The organism is Methylophaga sp. OBS1 (assembly GCF_026319365.1).
In genome coordinates this window covers 1,296,939-1,315,433 of sequence record NZ_JAPDMS010000001.1, presented here as the reverse complement: position 1 = coordinate 1,315,433, position 18,495 = coordinate 1,296,939, and the positions used below count along the sequence as shown (strand labels likewise).

At 49.7% G+C, this 18,495-nt stretch carries 18 protein-coding genes; 16 read left to right on the top strand and 2 right to left on the bottom strand.

Features of this window, described 5'->3' with window-relative positions; all coding sequences use genetic code 11:
- Nucleotides 1–6: 6 nt before the first annotated feature.
- The 4 genes from OMQ46_RS06360 to OMQ46_RS06345 all read left to right on the top strand — a co-directional run bounded on the left by OMQ46_RS06360 (nt 7) and on the right by OMQ46_RS06345 (nt 5,275).
- Nucleotides 7–792 (top strand): DUF1223 domain-containing protein, encoded by a 786-nt coding sequence (locus OMQ46_RS06360; protein ID WP_266234890.1) that lies wholly within the window; start codon nt 7–9, stop codon nt 790–792.
- Nucleotides 792–2,180 carry a siroheme synthase CysG gene (cysG, locus tag OMQ46_RS06355; protein ID WP_266234891.1) on the top strand — a complete coding sequence of 463 codons (1,389 nt, stop codon included), beginning with the start codon at nt 792–794 and terminating at the stop codon, nt 2,178–2,180. Before OMQ46_RS06360 ends, cysG begins: the two co-directional genes overlap by 1 nt.
- Nucleotides 2,181–2,354: 174 nt before the next feature.
- The gene (locus OMQ46_RS06350) at nt 2,355–4,712 is read left to right on the top strand and encodes a TonB-dependent receptor (RefSeq protein WP_266234893.1); all 2,358 of its coding nucleotides are present in this window, start codon (nt 2,355–2,357) and stop codon (nt 4,710–4,712) included.
- Between the two features lie 62 nt (nt 4,713–4,774).
- Nucleotides 4,775–5,275 carry a PepSY domain-containing protein gene (locus tag OMQ46_RS06345; RefSeq protein WP_266234894.1) on the top strand — a complete coding sequence of 167 codons (501 nt, stop codon included), beginning with the start codon at nt 4,775–4,777 and terminating at the stop codon, nt 5,273–5,275.
- 56 nt (nt 5,276–5,331) lie between these two features.
- On the opposite strand, the gene nadC is transcribed toward OMQ46_RS06345, so the two are convergent.
- On the bottom strand, nt 5,332–6,174 hold the full coding sequence (gene nadC / locus OMQ46_RS06340) for a carboxylating nicotinate-nucleotide diphosphorylase (protein WP_266234896.1): 843 nt from the start codon (nt 6,172–6,174) through the stop codon (nt 5,332–5,334).
- Between the two features lie 78 nt (nt 6,175–6,252).
- Between nadC and ampD the strand changes: the two genes are divergently transcribed.
- Nucleotides 6,253–6,801: a 1,6-anhydro-N-acetylmuramyl-L-alanine amidase AmpD gene (gene ampD, locus OMQ46_RS06335; protein ID WP_266234898.1), complete on the top strand. Its 549-nt coding sequence runs from the start codon at nt 6,253–6,255 to the stop codon at nt 6,799–6,801.
- A gap of 49 nt (nt 6,802–6,850) precedes the next feature.
- Here the strand turns inward: ampD and OMQ46_RS06330 are convergent, their stop codons facing one another.
- Entirely contained in the window at nt 6,851–7,480 is a 630-nt protein-coding gene (locus OMQ46_RS06330) for an FKBP-type peptidyl-prolyl cis-trans isomerase (protein WP_266234899.1), read from the bottom strand.
- Nucleotides 7,481–7,719: 239 nt separating this feature from the next.
- Here OMQ46_RS06330 and OMQ46_RS06325 point away from each other — a divergent pair, with 239 nt between their 5' ends.
- From OMQ46_RS06325 to OMQ46_RS06275, 11 genes are all read left to right on the top strand, one after another.
- On the top strand, nt 7,720–8,211 hold the full coding sequence (locus OMQ46_RS06325; protein ID WP_266234901.1) for an SUF system Fe-S cluster assembly regulator: 492 nt from the start codon (nt 7,720–7,722) through the stop codon (nt 8,209–8,211).
- On the top strand, nt 8,204–9,652 hold the full coding sequence (gene sufB, locus OMQ46_RS06320) for a Fe-S cluster assembly protein SufB (RefSeq protein ID WP_266234903.1): 1,449 nt from the start codon (nt 8,204–8,206) through the stop codon (nt 9,650–9,652). The genes OMQ46_RS06325 and sufB overlap by 8 nt, the downstream gene beginning before the upstream one ends.
- 46 nt (nt 9,653–9,698) lie before the next feature.
- Entirely contained in the window at nt 9,699–10,460 is a 762-nt protein-coding gene (sufC, locus tag OMQ46_RS06315) for a Fe-S cluster assembly ATPase SufC (protein ID WP_266234904.1), read from the top strand.
- The gene (sufD, locus tag OMQ46_RS06310) at nt 10,457–11,758 is read left to right on the top strand and encodes a Fe-S cluster assembly protein SufD (RefSeq protein ID WP_266234906.1); all 1,302 of its coding nucleotides are present in this window, start codon (nt 10,457–10,459) and stop codon (nt 11,756–11,758) included. Before sufC ends, sufD begins: the two co-directional genes overlap by 4 nt.
- A gap of 4 nt (nt 11,759–11,762) precedes the next feature.
- The gene (locus OMQ46_RS06305) at nt 11,763–13,022 is read left to right on the top strand and encodes a cysteine desulfurase (RefSeq protein WP_266234909.1); all 1,260 of its coding nucleotides are present in this window, start codon (nt 11,763–11,765) and stop codon (nt 13,020–13,022) included.
- Entirely contained in the window at nt 13,022–13,468 is a 447-nt protein-coding gene (sufU, locus tag OMQ46_RS06300) for a Fe-S cluster assembly sulfur transfer protein SufU (RefSeq protein ID WP_266234910.1), read from the top strand. The genes OMQ46_RS06305 and sufU overlap by 1 nt, the downstream gene beginning before the upstream one ends.
- A 13-nt stretch (nt 13,469–13,481) precedes the next feature.
- A complete protein-coding gene (locus OMQ46_RS06295) occupies nt 13,482–13,811 on the top strand; it encodes an SUF system Fe-S cluster assembly protein (protein ID WP_266234912.1) in 330 nt (109 codons plus the stop codon).
- A 358-nt stretch (nt 13,812–14,169) separates the two neighbouring features.
- Nucleotides 14,170–15,951, top strand: coding sequence for a PglL family O-oligosaccharyltransferase (locus tag OMQ46_RS06290; protein ID WP_266234914.1), 1,782 nt, complete (start codon nt 14,170–14,172; stop codon nt 15,949–15,951).
- A gap of 152 nt (nt 15,952–16,103) precedes the next feature.
- Nucleotides 16,104–16,310, top strand: coding sequence for a hypothetical protein (locus OMQ46_RS06285; protein WP_266234916.1), 207 nt, complete (start codon nt 16,104–16,106; stop codon nt 16,308–16,310).
- A gap of 126 nt (nt 16,311–16,436) precedes the next feature.
- Nucleotides 16,437–17,459 carry a type II secretion system protein gene (locus OMQ46_RS06280; protein WP_266234918.1) on the top strand — a complete coding sequence of 341 codons (1,023 nt, stop codon included), beginning with the start codon at nt 16,437–16,439 and terminating at the stop codon, nt 17,457–17,459.
- A gap of 169 nt (nt 17,460–17,628) precedes the next feature.
- Nucleotides 17,629–18,483 carry a type II secretion system protein GspG gene (locus OMQ46_RS06275; RefSeq protein WP_266234919.1) on the top strand — a complete coding sequence of 285 codons (855 nt, stop codon included), beginning with the start codon at nt 17,629–17,631 and terminating at the stop codon, nt 18,481–18,483.
- Nucleotides 18,484–18,495: the final 12 nt, after the last annotated feature.

The following is an 18,495-nucleotide window of genomic DNA, read 5'->3' as shown; positions in this document are numbered from 1 at the left end:
CTTATCATGCTGAAAATGAAAACAGGCCTTTTGCTGATTATCACTTTGCTAATCACTCACCCTGTAGCAGCACAGCAGTGGCAGGCCGAGAGCGCTGATAAACAGATGGCGGTGCTGGAGCTGTTTGTTTCCGAGGGGTGTGGCCTGTGTCCGGCAGCAGAGCGTTGGGTAGAACATTTACCGGAACAAGGCTACAGCGAAGCACAGTTGATTGTGCTTGGTTTTCATGTCGATTACCTGGATGACAAAAAAGGCTGGGTAGACCGTTTTGCCAAACCCCGGTTCACTGAGCGGCAGCGGCAGATGGCGCGTTTGAACCTGTATCAGACGGTTTTTACTCCGGAGCTCTTTATCAGTGGCGAAGTGGTCCATAACTGGCGCGAGCATGGCACTGATGTGATTGAATTTATCAACAGCTTTGATTCGGAAGCCGAAATCAGCCTGAGGGTCAAAAAAACGGACGACACGCTCAACATCGACACTGCGGTAACGGTGCTCGGCGAGGAAAATCAGGCTAACAGTCAGCTTTATCTGGCCGTGACGGAAGACAATATCATCAGTGAAATTCACGGTGGTGATAATATCGGTGCGGTGTTTAACCATCAGAATCTGGTCAGACGCTGGCTGGGCCCGTTTTCAATTGATGCCGGCGATGATGCCACCCAAATTCAGACCACAGTCCCACTGGATCCGACATGGAAGCACCATGACCTGAGTGTCGTTGCTGTGGTGCAAAACCTCGATAATGCCTATGTTCTGCAGGGGCTCTCTTTACCATTGAAAGCACAGTAATGGATTTCTTACCGATATTTTTAGATTTAAAGCAGCAATCATGTCTGGTTGTCGGCGGCGGAGATATCGCCGCCAGAAAAGCTGGTCTGCTACTCAAAGCCCAGGCTGTCGTGACCATTGTCGCGCCGAAGCTATCGTCGAGCTCACAAAAGCTGGTGACCAGCCAACAGGTTCACTGGCTTGAAGCCAGGTTCGACCCTTCTCAACTGGGGCAGGAGAGACTGGTCATCGCTGCCACCGATGATGAGACAGTCAATGCCGCTGTTTATGAGGCCGCCAAAGCCCGAAATATTCTGGTGAATGTGGCTGACAGCCCGGACCATTGCGATTTTATCCTGGCATCAATACTGGACCGTTCACCGATAGTCGTCGCGGTCTCCAGCGGTGGCGATTCGCCGGTTCTCGCCCGTAACCTGCGTGCGAGACTGGAAACCCTGATTCCACCGTCTTACAGCAAACTGGGTGATCTGGTCGGCCGCTACCGGGACAAGGTCAAACAGAAGTTTGAAAATGTCTCCCAGCGCCGCCGTTTCTGGGAGTCGGTGCTGGAAGGGCCAGTGGCCGATCACATGATGGCAGGTCGTGAAGAATTAGCGGAAAAGACCCTGCTGGAAAAGTTACAGGATCCTGATAACAAGGATCTGGGGCGGGGAGAGGTCTATCTTGTGGGTGCCGGACCCGGTGATCCGGATTTGCTGACATTCAAAGCATTGCGTCTGATGCAACAGGCGGATGTGGTGTTTTACGACCGTCTTGTCAGTAAAGAAATCCTGGCGCTGGTTCGTAAGGAAGCCGAGTTGATTTATGTGGGTAAACAACGGGCCTGGCATGCAGTGCGACAGGAAGAAATCAATGGTCTACTTCTGCAGCATGCGAAGCAGGGTAAACGGGTATTAAGACTTAAAGGCGGTGACCCATTTATTTTCGGTCGTGGCGGCGAAGAAATCGAAACACTGGCTGATGAAAAGATTCCATTTCAGGTGGTGCCCGGCATCACAGCGGCTTCCGGCTGTGCCAGTTATGCCGGCATTCCGCTAACCCATCGCGATTACGCACAAAGCTGTGTTTTCGTCACCGGACAGTTAAAACAGGGCGAACTGGATCTCAACTGGGAGAGTCTGGTGCAGCCTCGTCAAACAGTTGTGGTTTATATGGGACTGGCTGGTTTGCCAGAGTTGAGCCGTCAGTTGCAGGCGCATGGTATGCCTGCAGATAAACCGGCCGCGCTGGTTCAGCAGGGCACGACTGAGAACCAGAAAGTCTGGATCAGCACGATTGATGAATTGCCGTTGCTCGCTGAGCGGGAACAACCGGTGGCCCCAACACTGGTGATCATTGGTGAAGTGACTCGTCTGCATAACACACTGGCTTGGTTTAAGGGTGGGTGATATCAGCCAGTTTGTGTGGTTTATATCAACCAGTAAACCAGAGGTCCGCACCACTGCTTAAAAGTAACTGGTTGTCATAAAACATTTTTCAGAGTTGGCATTTTCCGTGCTTAATTAGAATCGGTTTGACTATAACCATAACAACGATAAAAGATTTCGGGAGAGTAATGAGTAATGCAAGTTCCGCATAAAAAGAAAGCATTAAGTCTGATGCTGGCCTCTGCGCTGGTGTCAGCCCCGGTCCTCGCTGCAGATGAGGATCAGGTAGAGCTGAGTGATATCAAGGTAATCGGTACAACACCCATTGGTGGTGTTGGTCTGGAAGCCGATAGAATTCCAACGAAAACACAATCGGCTGATGCCAGTGATATAGAAAGAGTCCAGAGCCTGGATTTATCCGATTTACTGAATCGAACCATGGGCAGTGTCAACATCAGCGCTGCTCAGAATAATCCTTTTCAGCCTAATTTGAATTATCGCGGGTTTACCGCTTCACCATTGGTCGGTAGTGCCCAGGGCCTGTCCGTCTACATGGATGGTATTCGTGTCAATGAACCATTCGGTGATGCGATTAACTTCGAATTACTGCCGGAAGCGGCGATTGCAGATATTGACCTGGTGTCCGGTTCAAACCCTGTGTTTGGCCTCAATACCCTGGGTGGTGCACTGTCAATCAGAACAAAAACAGGTTTCACGCATCCCGGTCATAGCTTTGAGGCTTACACCGGTTCATTCGGTCGTGATTCAGGCACGATTGAGAGTGGTGGTAGCGATGGGAACCTGGCTTATTATGTGACTGGTTCCATTACCAAAGAAGATGGCTGGCGTGACTTTTCACCCTCACGCGTAGAGCAGTTTTTCTCGAACTTAAGCTATGCCAACGAAGACACCACGCTGGACTTTGGTATCACGGCTGTTGATAGTGATTTGAATGGTAACGGCGCTTCACCAGTCGAACTTGTTGCGGCAGATCGCGATGCCGTTTTCACCTATCCAGATAACACGCAAAATGAACTCCGCATGTTCACTCTGAATGGCTCACATTGGATTAATGACACCACAATGTTAGCTGCCAACACCTACTACCGCAGAAGCGACCGTAGTTCGTTCAATGGCGATGGCGGTGAGTTTGAGGCGGATGGTGATGCCGCAGGTAGTCAGATTATTGATGATGATGGTAACCCGATCAGAACCAGTGCAGGTGCGGTTACTCTGGGCGATTTTGATAACCCTGCCTATGACGTTGAGGCAGAGTTGGAAGATGGTGACTTTGAGGTTGAAGGTCTGGGCCTGAATAACCGGAGTCAAACTGAACAGGACAGCTGGGGCTTTGGTGTCCAGACAACTTCATTCAATGACCTCTTTGGCAGAGAGAACCAACTGACAGTCGGTGTCTCCTTTGACCGCTCCAAAGTGGATTACTCTGCCAGCTCTGAGATCGCTTACCTGACTGAGACCCGGGGCACTGATGGCACGGGAATTGAGTTGCTGGATGAACGCGTCGATGGAGAAATCGACACTAACACTTACAGCATTTTCTTCACCAATACTCACAGCCTCACAGAGCGTCTGGATTTGACTGTCGGTGGTCGATACAACTGGATCGCGATTGATATTTCAGGCACCAGCCAAGGTGGGACCCAAGACTTGAATGAGTCTGGCAATACGCATGACTTCAAGCGGTTTAACCCATCGGTCGGTGCCACTTATGCATTGACAGAGAACCTGACCACCTATGCCAACTATAGTGAGTCCAACCGTGCACCAACGCCGTCAGAACTGACATGTGCTGAGCCGGATTCACCTTGTGCATACCCCAATGCATTCCTTGCTGATCCGCCATTAGATGATGTCGTGGCCAGAACAGTTGAAGCCGGTCTGCGTGGTCAACAGGCTAACTTCAACTGGTCAGCCGGTGTGTTTTACACAGAGCTGGAAGATGACCTGTTCTTCTTCAACGATGCCGATGATGACACACCGGTATTAAACACAGGTGTCTTCGATAACATTGATAAAACAGCACGTGCTGGTCTGGAATTAAGTGCAAACGGTGCCGTTAACAAACTGAGTTGGTTTGCACACTATTCATACATCCGTGCGACATTCGAAGACAACTTCTCCTATAGCCGTGAAGTGAATGAGGAAGATGAAGTCTTTTCTGTCAGTAAAGGTGATAGATTGCCGAATCAGCCTGAGCACAACATCAATGTTGGCTTTGATTATGCGTTTACAGAAAAGCTCTCACTGGGTACAACAGCTTCATACCGCTCCAGTCAGTACTTCCGTGGTGATGAAGCCAACGTTGATAAAAAGATCGAAGGCTATACTGTATTTAATCTGCATGGACGATACAAAGTCACTGAGAACTTTGAGTTCTTTGGCCGTATAGATAACGTTTTTGATAACGAGTACGAATCTTTCGGCCTGTACGGTGAACCGGGTGAAGCTGGGTTGGAACAATATGAAAACCCTCGCTTTGTTGGTCCCGGTGCGCCCAGAGCAGGTTGGATTGGCTTCAAGCTGACGCTGTAAAGCACAGCTTAATTTCAACATTGGGCTACCTTCGGGTGGCCCAATTTATTTCAGGACCAAGCATGCTGAAAACCTTAATACCCGTCATTCTGTTCTGGCCAATAACCAGTCTTGCAGCTGATAACAACCAGCTGTTTGAAACCTGTCTGGATGTCGCTTTAAATGCGCGTAACGGCCATGTCATCAAAGTTGAACTCAAGCTTGAAAATGGGCGTGAAGTTTACGAGTTTGATATCAGAGCATTGGATGGTAAGGACTGGGATGTCGAGTGTCTGAAGTCTTCGGGTGAGTTAATCGAGCTGGAACAGGAGGTGGATCATCCCAACCATCCGCTGTTCAAGAGAAACGTTAAATTCAACGAAGAAGAAGCCAGAGCGATTGCACTGGCGCTCTATCCTGGAGAAATCATCGAGGTCGAATACGAGATTGAGTCCAACGGTGATTCCTCGTATGAGTTTGACATTGATACCTACGAAGGCAGCGAGATAAAAATTGAAATTGACGCAGCTACCGGTGAGGTGGTCGAAACCAACGAGGAGCTGTGGCAAGTGGGTCTTGAATAATCTCTGATCTTTAGACGTTTGTTAACCGCAGTCTGACAATGTTCAACTGCGGTTTTTTATTGAAAGCGCAGTGATAAATCCACGGCCTGAATATCCTTGGTCAAAGCGCCGACTGAAATCCTATCCACGCCGGTTTCAGCAATCTCACGAATATTGGCCAGGCTGATACCACCGGATGCTTCCAGCAAGGCTTTTTTGTCATTGATAGCCACGGCTTGTTTCAGTGTTTGAAGTTCGAAGTTATCCAGCAGCACAATATCCGCACCGGCATTCAGTGCGTGATTCAGTTCATCCAGGTTTTCCACTTCCACTTCGATAGGGACACCAGCATTCAGTGATTGCGCCTGTGATACTGCTGCAGCAATAGAACCGGCTGCATTGATATGATTTTCCTTGATGAGAATCCCATCATAGAGTCCGAAGCGGTGATTAAAGCAGCCGCCGCATCGCACAGCGTATTTTTGTGCCACCCGCCAACCCGGTAATGTTTTGCGGGTATCCAGCACTTTGACCGGCAGTCCGGCAACGGCATCCGCATATTGCCTGGCGCTTGTTGCCGTTGCAGATAATGTCTGCAAAAAGTTCATTGCTGTGCGCTCACCGGTCAGAACTGCGCGCGCTGGGCCTTTTATTCGACAGATGATAGCGTCTGCAGCAAGCGCATCCCCATCCGCTGCCAGCCATTCAATTTGAATACGGTCATCAAGACGACTGAAGACTGCGTTGAACCAGTCACGGCCACATAACACGGCGTCCTGACGCGTGATTAGCTGGGCCTCGGCGATAGACTCTGCCGGAATCAGATTGGCAGTCAGATCCTGTTGACCGACGTCCTCCAGCAGGGCAAGCTTGACTTGGGAGTCGATAAACGCAGACGGTAACGGGTTTTCAATGGTCATTGAAAGGCTCTTTACTGAAAAACTCAATAGGGTAACGCGTGAAGACTGAATAATCTACGACATTGAGGGAATGCCTGTTTGAACATTGATCTGACACAGGGACGCTGCAATGAGGCGGTGTTCTACTTATCACCCAACCATGATGAGCGTCCCGACCCGACGGATATTCAAGGCATTGTCATTCACAACATCAGTCTGCCTCCCGGGGAGTTCGGCCAACGGTTTATTGATGACTTGTTTCTGAACCAGCTGGACAGCTCACAACATCCCTATTTCGAACAACTGAAGGGTCTGAAAGTCTCCTCTCATCTATTGATAAGACGTAATGGGGAGCTGGTTCAGTTTGTACCATTTCATCAACGGGCCTGGCACGCGGGCGTATCAAGCTGGCAAGGCAGGGAACGCTGCAATGATTTTACGATAGGTATCGAGCTTGAAGGCTGTGATGACAAGCCCTTTGATGATACCCAGTATCATCAGCTGGCTGCGGTTATCAGCGCTTTATGTAAGGCTTACCCCCAGCTCAATTATGAGCGAATTGCCGGTCATGAACATATTGCGCCTGGACGCAAAACGGATCCGGGGCCGTTTTTCGAATGGGATTACCTGAGACAGCTACTGGACTGACATAAAAAAAGCCGCCCTCGGGCGGCTTTTTCAACGGCAGGCATTTGCCTTATTGTGTGATAGCGATCAGTTCGATATCGAAAATCAGTGTTTCGTTGGGACCAATCAGCTGACCCGCCCCACGTGGACCATAGGCGAGGTTGGCCGGGACGACGATGCGCCATTTTCCGCCTTCTTTCATCATCTGCAGTGCTTCCTGCCAGCCCTGAATGACACCGTTAACCGGGAAAGTGGCTGGTTCGCCGCGGTCATAAGAGCTGTCAAAGACGGTACCGTCGAGCAGGGTGCCTTTGTAATGCGCGATGACTTTATCGTTTTCAGTCGGTGTCGCACCATCGCCTTCTTTGATGATTTCGTATTGCAGTCCGCTGTCAGTGGTGACAACGCCTTCTTTCTTGGCATTTTCGGCCATGTAGGCTTTTGCTTCAGCCTGTTTTTCGTTCATGACTTTCGCCATTTCCTGGGCTTTTGCTGCCTGGTATTCCTGAATCACTTTTTCTGCCGTGGCCTGATCCAGTTGTGGCTCGTTACCTGCCATCATGTCGGCAACACCTGCTTTGAATGCGTCCAGTTCCAATTCGACGCCTTCCTGCAGCATGTTTTGTCCGACCTGAATACCAAAGATGTAGCTCAGTTTCTGCTTGTCTGTGTCCAGGGTTGCGGCGTGATCATCAGCCATTACGTTTGCTCCAAATAATAAGGGTAAAAAAATCAGTGCTTTTAATTTCATTTATTAGGCTCTCTGGTTGGAATTTAACTCAATAGGCGTTGCGGAATTTAGTACAATTGCATGTTTTAAAGTTCATCACCATACGCGAAATCAACGGAATTTTCACTCGACCCGCGTCAATATCTGAGCAAAACACTTGGTTATTGTCTTAATTGATACTATAATAGTACCAATTAGGAGGTTCAGCTATGCTGCGAATGGGAAAACTGACGGATTACGGCATTGTGCTGATGAGCTATCTGGCAACGCACGCCAGACAGCAGCACAGTGCTCACGCCATCGCCGATGCGGTAAAGGTGCCGTTACCCACCGTCAGGAAAGTATTGAAGTCTTTATCCCATGAAGGTCTCCTGCAATCGGAACGTGGCGTCGCAGGTGGTTACAGCCTGAGTCGGGAAGCGGAACAGATTTCAGTAGCGGAAATCATTACGGCCATTGAAGGCCCCATAGCCCTGACCGAATGTGTCAGTGGTGAAAGCCACTGTGAGCAGGAAACGCACTGTGCGGTCCAGACTAACTGGACGCGCATTAACAACGCGGTGTTTCACGCACTGGATGAAGTTAAGCTCTCAGATATGCTGACATCGCAGAATACATCGGGGATAAGCCCAATTAGATTCTACTCATCTGCAGCCGGGATGAGTAAAGCAACAATACAGGATGGTGAGTTTCATGACTGAGCAAAGTCAACAACTTGAGTCGATTACTCAAAGAGAATACAAGGCCGGTTTTGTTACCGACATTGAGGCAGAAAGTCTGCCGCCAGGCCTGAGTGAAGAGGTTGTCCGTGAAATCTCCCGTATCAAGGGAGAGCCTGAGTTCATGCTGGAATGGCGCCTGAAAGCCTATCGCCACTGGCTGACCATGGACACGCCGGAATGGGCGCATGTGCATTATCCTGAGATCGACTATCAGCAAATCAGCTATTACTCAGCGCCGAAGAAAAAAGACGACGGTCCGAAAAGTCTGGATGAAGTCGATCCGGAGCTGTTGCGTACCTATGAAAAACTGGGTGTGCCACTGGATGAACGTGCCCGTCTCGCCGGTGTTGCCGTCGATGCGGTGTTTGACAGTGTGTCTGTGGCCAGTACTTTCCAGGACAAGCTGGCAGAAGAGGGCATTATCTTTATGCCTATCTCTCAGGCCGTGAAAGAACACCCGGAACTGGTTGAAAAATATCTGGGCAGTGTGGTGCCTTATAAGGACAACTACTACGCAGCGCTGAACTCAGCGGTCTTCAGTGACGGTTCTTTCGTCTACATTCCCAAAGGTGTGCGTTGCCCGATGGAACTGTCGACCTACTTCCGTATCAACGCGGCTAATACCGGTCAGTTCGAACGTACGCTGATCATTGCTGACGACGACGCTTATGTCAGCTATCTGGAAGGCTGTACCGCACCGATGCGTGATGAAAACCAGCTTCACGCTGCTGTCGTAGAACTGGTCGCGCTGGATCGGGCTGAAATCAAATACTCCACCGTGCAGAACTGGTATCCCGGTGATGAAAACGGTAAGGGTGGCATCTACAACTTTGTCACCAAACGTGCTGCCTGCCGTGGTGAGTCCTCCAAAGTGTCCTGGACTCAGGTGGAAACCGGTTCAGCCATCACCTGGAAATATCCCAGTGTCGTCCTGCAGGGTGACAACTCTATCGGTGAGTTCTACTCCGTGGCGGTCACCAACAACATGCAACAGGCCGATACAGGTACCAAGATGATACATCTGGGTAAAAACACCAGCTCGACCATCATCTCCAAAGGTATTTCTGCCGGCCGTTCACAAAACGCCTATCGCGGCCTGGTTCGTGTCGGGCCCAATGCAGAAAATGCCCGTAACTACACCGAGTGCGACTCATTGCTGATGGGCGACAAATGCGGTGCCCACACCTTCCCATATATTGAGGTGAAAAACCCGACAGCGAAGGTGGAGCACGAGGCCTCGACATCAAAAATCAGCGAAGACCAGCTGTTCTATTGTAAGCAGCGCGGTTTGGATGCCGAAGATGCGGTCTCGATGATTGTGAACGGTTTCTGCAAACAGGTCATTCGTGAGCTGCCGATGGAATTCGCAGTCGAAGCGCAGAACCTGCTCGGTTTGTCATTAGAAGGTTCCGTCGGTTAAACGAACGAGAACCCATTCGGATTTTCAGAAATATAGAGACTTATACATGTTAGAAATTAAAAACCTGCATGCCAGCGTTGAAGGGAAAGAAATCCTCCGCGGCATCAATATGACCGTCAATCCAGGCGAAGTCCACGCCATCATGGGCCCGAACGGCGCAGGCAAAAGTACATTGTCCAATGTGCTTGCCGGCCGTGACGGCTATGAAGTGACACAGGGCGAAGTCATCTATAAAGGTGAAAACCTGCTGGACCTGGAACCGGAAGAACGCGCTCAGCGTGGTGTGTTTCTGGCTTTCCAATATCCGGTAGAAATCCCGGGTGTCAGCAATATCTATCTGCTGAAAGCTGCCCTGAACGCGGTTCGCAAATATCAGGGGCTGGATGAAGTTGATGCGATTGACTTCCTGAATCTCGTCCGTGACCGCATGAAGCTGGTCAAAATGGATGAACAGTTCCTGCACCGTAATGTGAACGAAGGCTTCTCAGGCGGTGAGAAAAAACGCAACGAGATTCTGCAGATGGCGGTCCTGGAACCGGCACTGGCGATTCTTGATGAAACCGACTCCGGTCTCGACATCGACGCACTGCGTGTTGTTGCTGAAGGGGTCAATGCCCTGCGTGCTGAAGATCGTTCGATCGTCATGATTACGCACTACCAGCGTCTTCTCGACCATATCGTGCCGGACTTCGTCCATGTATTGTCTGAAGGCAAAATTGTTAAATCCGGCGACAAGGAACTGGCTAAAGAATTGGAGAAATCCGGTTACAGCTGGGTTCACGATGCACCGGAAGGTCAAACCGCATGAAACAGTTAACTGAAATCACAACGCCATTTGGCGAAGTGGCTTCTGCCAAAACCCTGCCGGGCACTGAACTCGGCTGGTTGCAGCAACTGCGCGACAAAGCCCGTGCGCAGTTTGAACGCCACGGCTTGCCGGCGAAAAAAGTTGAGGACTGGAAATACACCTCTCTGTGGTCTTTAAGCCAGGAAGGTTTCAGTCACGATGCCAATGCAGTCAGCCTGGATAAAACCGAGTTGGCACACGTGGCTGCATTGGAAGATGCCTATCGCTTTGTCATTATTGACGGCCGTTTCAGTGTTGAATTGTCCGAGCTTGAAGACCTGGAAGAAGGCCTGTCTATCAAGCCACTGGCAGAGGGGCTCGACAATGCCCAGTCTATGCTGGGTGAGCAGATCGATTTAGAGAAACCGGGTCTGAATGCCATCAACACCATGTTGATGCAAGACGGTCTGGTGCTACAGGTGAATGCGGGCAAAACCATCAGCAAACCAGTTGAACTCCTGGTTATCAGTACCGCTGAAAACCAAAAGCTGGCCAGCCACTTGCGTAATCTGGTTCAGGTTGAAGCGGATGCGGAAGTGACCTTGCTGGAGCACTATGTCAGCTTGGCAGACACCGAAGGTTTCACCAATGTGGTGACCGAAGTGAAGCTGGATGAAAAAGCCACGTTGAATCACTTCAAACTGCAGCACGAATCCTTGGCGCATTACCATATCGCGACCCTGGCCTCAAAACAGGCGGCCGGCAGTAACTGGCATACCAATAATATTTCACTGGGCGGCAAACTGGCGCGTAATGATATTCACAGCCAGTTGCTGGGTGAAGAAGCGCACGTCACGCTGGATGGTCTTTATCTGGTCACTGGTGACCAGCATGTCGATAACCACACGCGTATCGATCATGCCGTGCCCAACACCACCAGTGATGAGGTATACAAAGGCGTGCTTGATGGCAACAGCCATGCCGTATTTAACGGTAAGGTGAATGTGCACAAAGATGCCCAGAAAACCGATTCCAGCCAGAGCAACAAGAACCTGTTGCTGTCTCGCAGCTGTGAAATCGATACCAAACCGGAACTGGAAATCTATGCCGATGACGTCAAATGTGCCCACGGCAGTACCGTCGGTCAGATTGATGAACAGCACCTGTTTTTCCTGCGTGCCCGTGGTTTGGACGAAACAGCTGCCCGCAGCCTGCTGACTTATGCTTTTGCCGTCGATGTATTGCAACGGATTAAGTCAGCACCTATGCGTCAGGCCTTGTCTAATGTCATAGAAAAACGGTTACCGAAAGGGGCGTGATTGCATGACACAAACCGAATTAAAAGCTGTGCCGTTTCCTGAAACCGACTTTGATGTTGAAGCGATCCGACGTGACTTCCCGATTCTGAATCAGGACATTAACGGCAACCCGCTGGCCTATCTGGATAATGCCGCCAGCAGTCAGAAACCGGTTCAGGTGATTGAAGCGGTCGACGCCTACTATCGTCTGGACAATGCCAACGTCCACCGTGGTGTACACAAGCTGAGCCAGCGCGCGACCGATGCTTATGAAGGCGCTCGCGATAAAGTCCGTGGTTTCCTGAATGCTAAATCAGACAAAGAAATTGTCTTTGTTCGCGGTGCCACCGAAGCCATCAACCTGGTGGCACAGAGCTTTGTGCGCCCGCAGATCAAGTCGGGTGACGAGATTCTGATCAGCCATATCGAGCATCACGCCAATATCGTGCCGTGGCAGATGGTGTGTGAGCAGACTGGCGCCAAACTGAAAGTCATTCCCATGACTGAATCCGGTGAACTGGATCTCAGCGATTTCGACAGCCTGCTGAACGAACGCACCAAAATCCTGGCGATTGGTCATGTGTCGAATGCGTTGGGCACCATCAATCCTATTAAGGCAATGATCGGTCAGGCCAAAGCTAAATCGATTCCAGTGCTGGTAGATGGCGCCCAGGCGGTGCCGCATATCGCTGTCGATGTGCAGGATCTGGATTGTGACTTTTACGTCTTTTCCGGTCATAAAATGTTTGCGCCCACCGGTATCGGTGCGCTCTATGGCAAACAGGCACTGCTGGAAGCGATGCCGCCATGGCAGGGCGGGGGCGATATGATCCTCTCGGTCAGCTTTAGCCATACCGAATACAACACGCTGCCATACAAATTTGAAGCCGGCACACCGCATATTGCCGGTGCCGTCGGACTGGGCGCAGCGATTGATTATATGCAGGCTATCGGCATCGATAAGCTGGCTGCCTATGAACATCACCTGCTGGAAGTTGCTACAGCGAAGCTGGAAGCTATTGATGGTATTCGTATTATCGGTACCGCCAAAAATAAAGCCAGCGTGTTGTCGTTCATGATTGAAGATGTGCATCCCCATGATGTCGGTACCATTTTCGACCAGCAGGGGGTCGCGATTCGTGCCGGTCACCACTGTGCCCAGCCAGTGATGGAGTTCTATGGCATCGCCGCAACGGCACGGGCTTCCTTCGCGTTCTATAACACCGAGCAGGAAATTGATGCGCTGGTTAATGCCATCAAAACCACACAGGAGTTGTTTGCCTGATGAGTGATTTAAGAGATCTCTATCAACAAGTGATCATGGATCACAAAAAGAATCCGCGTAATTTCCGTGAGATCACCGATGCCAATCATATGGCGCATGGCAATAACCCGCTGTGTGGTGATGCGCTGGTGGTTTACGCCAAACTCAAAGATGGCGTGATTGAAGATGTCAGCTTTCAGGGCAGTGGCTGTGCGATTTCCGTGGCCTCAGCCTCGCTGATGACCGAGATTCTGAAAGGCAAAACCATGGAAGAAGCCGAAGCGCTTTATGAGAATGTGCATAAAGCCCTGACCGGCGAAGCGGGCGGCGGCGAACTGTCCGGCAAACTGGAAGTGCTGGCCGGCGTCAAAGAGTTCCCGGCTCGCGTCAAATGCGCCACGTTATCCTGGCACACCGTGCATGCCGCGATGGACAGCGACCACGATATATCCGTAACCACAGAATAAGCAGGGCAGATTGATGAACGACCAATACCAAATCAGCCCGGAACAGCTCAAAGAAGATGTGATCGAGGTGCTTAAAACCATCTACGACCCGGAAATCCCGGTCAACATCTACGAGCTCGGGCTTATCTACAATATCGAAATCAGTACCTCAGGCAACGTCCATATTGATATGACGCTGACAGCCCCCGGCTGCCCGGTTGCCCAGTCTTTCCCGGGTGATGTTGAATCGCGTGTGATGTCCGTCCCCGGCGTCAAAAAAGCGCATGTTGAGCTGGTATGGGAGCCACAATGGACCAAGGACATGATGAGTGAAGCCGCACAGTTGCAACTGGGCATGTTCTAGCATACTGCCAAGCTCTCCTGAGCTTATCCAATACACCAAACTGAAAAATACCTGTGGGTGGTAAACCACCCACAGTGAGAGTCAAGAGCCGACCTCTAAGGGGCTGTCATCATGACAGACGAGTAATGCGAGATTAAAGTAATCTCAGTCTCATTATTTCCCCATAACTCCTGATCACCTATAGGAATAATTCCTAAATATGCCGAATTCCTTCTGTGGTTCTTGAGAATCAGATCACAGCCTCCCGCTGTTAATGTGAAGTCGCACAAACTGCAGAATAGGATTTTTTCCTAATGCCTGTTTGCGATTCCCTCACTAATATTGACTGATTTTCAATGACCACAGCGGGACTCAGTCAATGACGGCAGTAACCTCCAACGACCAACCACCACGTTCTCTTCTTGCCGGTTTCAGTATTTTTATGCTGGCACTGATGTGTGTGTTGCCGTTTTTGTCGCCTTATCACATGCCTCCTATCGCCAGTTTTTATAATGAATGGGCAGCTGCTTTGTTGGCAGTATTTGCCAGTTTGTTTTTGATTGGTCAAAGACAAGACAATTTGCAAATTCCTGTCATCACTTTTGTGCCGCTGGGGCTGATGGGGGTTTTAGGGTTGCAAATAGCGCTAGGCATGCCTGATTACTGGCAGAATCAATTTGTCGCCATGCTCTATCTTGGACTGTCAGCATTGCTGATGATCTTAGCTGCCAACCTCAGACATACAGTGTCATTGGAAAAAATCGTACCGGGTATCGCCTGGGCATTTGTTGTCGGTGCGACCTGCATTATGATTTTGTTACCTATTGGGAAGCTTTTGCCAGATGAGCACGCTTTGGCAAAGTGGATACTCGATAGCAAATCCGGCAATATCGGTCAGGTCAATCACTTCTCCAATTATCTGGCCCTGGGACTTGCATCATTGCTTTATCTCAGGATGAGTGGTCGTGTTAATACGCTCATCACTGTGCTGATTGCCGGGCTGATTCTGCTGGGTTTTGCCCAAGGTGGTCAGCGGATGGCGATCCTGTACGTCGCCTTGCTGGCTTTTGGTGGCTGGTTTCTAGGTAGAACTGTTTCCCAAAACCAGTCAACCGCGATGAAGCCCACGGCATTACTTTGGTTGATACCTGGGTTTATTCTGGCTCAACTTATCGTCCCTATGCTGGCTTTTCTCGAACCGTCGAAAATGCCCGCAGAACGGCTGGCACAGACGCTGGGCTCGGAATCCAGTCGTTTACTGCTTATTGATCAGGCCTGGAATTTGTTCAGACAACATCCCTGGTTGGGTGCTGGTTGGGCAGAATTTTCCTGGTACAACTTCACGGTGACGGAAGCTTATCCTTCCTTAAAAGGACTTTGGCATCATGCCCACAATCTTGTTCTGCAGTTACTGGCAGAGACTGGCATTGTTGGGGCAATGATTCTTACTGGCGGTATGTTGTATTGGTTTAGAGAACAGTTTCTTAACACAATGACCGCTGAACGCTGGTGGTTATTGGCACTGTTATCAGTGATCGGTATTCACAGCATGCTGGAATATCCACTCTGGTATATGACTTTTCTGGCCATTGCGAGCCTGCTGCTGGGACTGGGCTCAGAGCGACCATTGCAAATTCGTTTTCAGCTGGCACCTGTCTTTTTCTTAGTCATCTTCATTTTTTCAGCCTGGTCGATGGGAAATATGCTGACCAGCTATCAGCAACTTGAGACTACGCTGACCTCGTTACGTGAGGAAGGATTGCCGCAATCAGAAATCGATAAGAACCTGGAAAAACTCCATCAACTCAGGGAAACATCGGTTTTTACCCCGGTTGCCGATAACTTTCTGGTCAGAGTGTTACCTAATCAACCGGCGTTGATCAAAGACAAGCTGACAATCAGTCAGCAGGTAATTGAGAACTGGCCTGGTCGTGTTGAAACATACACACATGCCTATTTGCTGGCCATGAATAACCAGCCAGTTGCGGCACAGAAGATGGTGCGGATGGCAATCAAGCAATTCCCGGAATATCGTGAAGCCTATCATCGTTTTGTCCTGGCGCAGGTTGTGAAGCGACAGGAAAATGCCCTGTTGCCCATACTCATTATTCTCCAGGACCCCTACCAAGCTTCCGAGTCAGAACTGGGGATTGATGAGTGAACTTAATCAGGAACAAAAAAAGCGGCGGGAATTTATTCCGAAATCATACGCAAAACTATCGCTTTTAATTTCAGGAATTATTCCTATAGGGAACCTTTCCTGATTCGCCTAATATCAACGTCAACGAAGTTCAACCGGAGAGAGTCACATTCATGAATGCCAAAGTCGACACAGACCAACATCCACTGAAAGCCAAACTGCTGGAACTGGTAGACGATATCCTGGCACATGATGGTTATGGTGATATCCGTGTTGAGGTTCGTATTCTCAAACGCCGTCAAAAAGAAGTCATTCTGCATTGCGGTAAACAGTACCGTTACGTGATTGATTTCCCCGGTGAGCAGGGAGCCGCCTCCTGACAGGAGTGAATAAAACCGGATGACAGCAATGAGTGTGAGCGGGTCACATCAATAAAAAACTTTTAAACCCGATGTCCAACAGGCCGCTAGGGGTGGCTGAGGCTCAAAATCCTGAGAGAGATATAAATGAACATCAACCAAATGAAATCGGCGATTGCCAAATTCCGTAAAGCGGATTTGTCAGTCATCAAAGACGAACAACTGCGTAACAAAGCAAAAAAACTGCAAGGTAAAGAAAAAGGTTTCACCCTGCTGGAACTGCTTGTGGTTATCACCCTGATCGCGATTCTGGCAACCGGTGCACTGATTGCCTATGAAGACGTGGGTGAAGCTGCTGAAGCGGCCTCTGCCGGTAATGCTGCAGCGACTATTGACCGCGCCATTCGTACTTACCGTGCGGTAGAGAATGTATATCCCAATCAGTGGGATAACTTAGTTGAAGAGGGTGGCTCAGAAATGTTCTTCCGCGCCCCATCAATGAGAACATTCCTGGCTGCATGGCAAGCACCTGTATCAGGTGATACAGAACATGAAGTTTTGCAAGAAATGTTTGAAGAGTCTGGTATTGAAGAATTACAAGTTCTTAACACAGGCTCCAACTTTACCACTGCGGTCGCTGACAATCCTGCACCTAACCGATTCCACAATGAAAGTACTGGTGATGCCTTTGAAGCGGAAATTGAAGACGGGGAGTTCCCATCGCATCTGGCAGTTGTTCCAAACGATCAGTGTCCAACAGGAATCTTGACCAACGATTATCCAACAGCAGCATTTGACACCACAGTTTCTGTCAGTGGTAACAATCTGCAAAACCGTTATGGTGACGCTCTTGAGGGTGATGAATGTCACATGATGATTGCTCTTGGCTTTGGTGGTGATGCTGCTGCATCAACCACTTTCAGTAACGTAGCGATTGCGCAATCACCAACCTATGTCCGTAATACTGGTGATGAAGATACTTCAGTAAACCCTGAAATTCACTATTCTCGTTACATTGGTTTGTTCCAAGCTGGCCAATATGGTGACGCAGATGGTGACCCCAATGGTGCAGGAGCTGAGTGGTCATGGAACGATACTCTGCGTCTGATTGCTATCGTATCAACTGATGGCAAAAACATTGACGAGCTGGTTTCAGAAGCTCAGCAATAATCTCGTTTAGAGATGCCAAAAGAGGGGCGGGCTCAGCCCGCCCTTTCTTTATTTCAGAACGTTGCGTCAATAAAGCTTATTGCCAGAACGTTTTGTATGAACAGGATGCCATGCAGCGTAAACAGGGGCGCTAAATTCAGCGTGAGATCAATCTATCGGGAACAAGTAAATGTGGTTTTTATTGTTTGACCGAGTTAACAGCACTAACAATAAGAAAAAACAGGCCGGTTTCACACTGATAGAAATTCTGCTTGTCATTGTCTTGCTGGGCATCGTCAGTATTGCCGCGATCAATGCCTTTGATGGTAATGAAGATCAGGCACGTGAGAATATCACCCGACTGGAAATGGCCGAGTTGCAAAAGGCCTTGCTGCAGTTTCGTCGTGATAATCGTGAACTGCCTTGCAGCATCTATCGCCCGGGCGTCTACAACCCCCTTGATTTCCGCAATAACTTCGGTGATGTCGGTTTTATTGATGCCTTTGTGCTTCCAGCCGGTGGCGCTTCTCAGGCTGTGTGGCAGGACTGGTGTCTTTCTGCGCTGAACAATGCCAGTAACGAAGTACAGGCCTCAAATGCGCTTTTCATGCTGAACACCTTCCCTTATGACATTGCAGACCCTGATCTGGCTGCCTTAACGTGGAACAGAAGTACCCAACTGGGATGGAATGGCCCTTACATTAGCAAAGAAGGACTGACTGACGGTTGGGGCAATCCCTACCTGTTGCTGGAAGCGGAGCTGACCCTGGGGCAGAACCATCGCTGTGAAGCAGACTCAGGTGACTATGCCATTGATAGTTCAACGGGGAATTATGTCTGTGTCGCAGCAAATGATGCGGCATTTGACCCCGTCACCGACATACTCCCGGCTGATATCGCCCGTATTGTAAGCTCTGGGCCGGATGGGATTCTGGATAGTGAGATCAGTAACTACGATGTCGCAAAAACCAATCCGGATCCTGAGGTCATTGACGATCCCTGCATCCCACAAAATGACGATTTTGTTTTGTGTTTGTTGAGGTAGGGAGATAAAAGA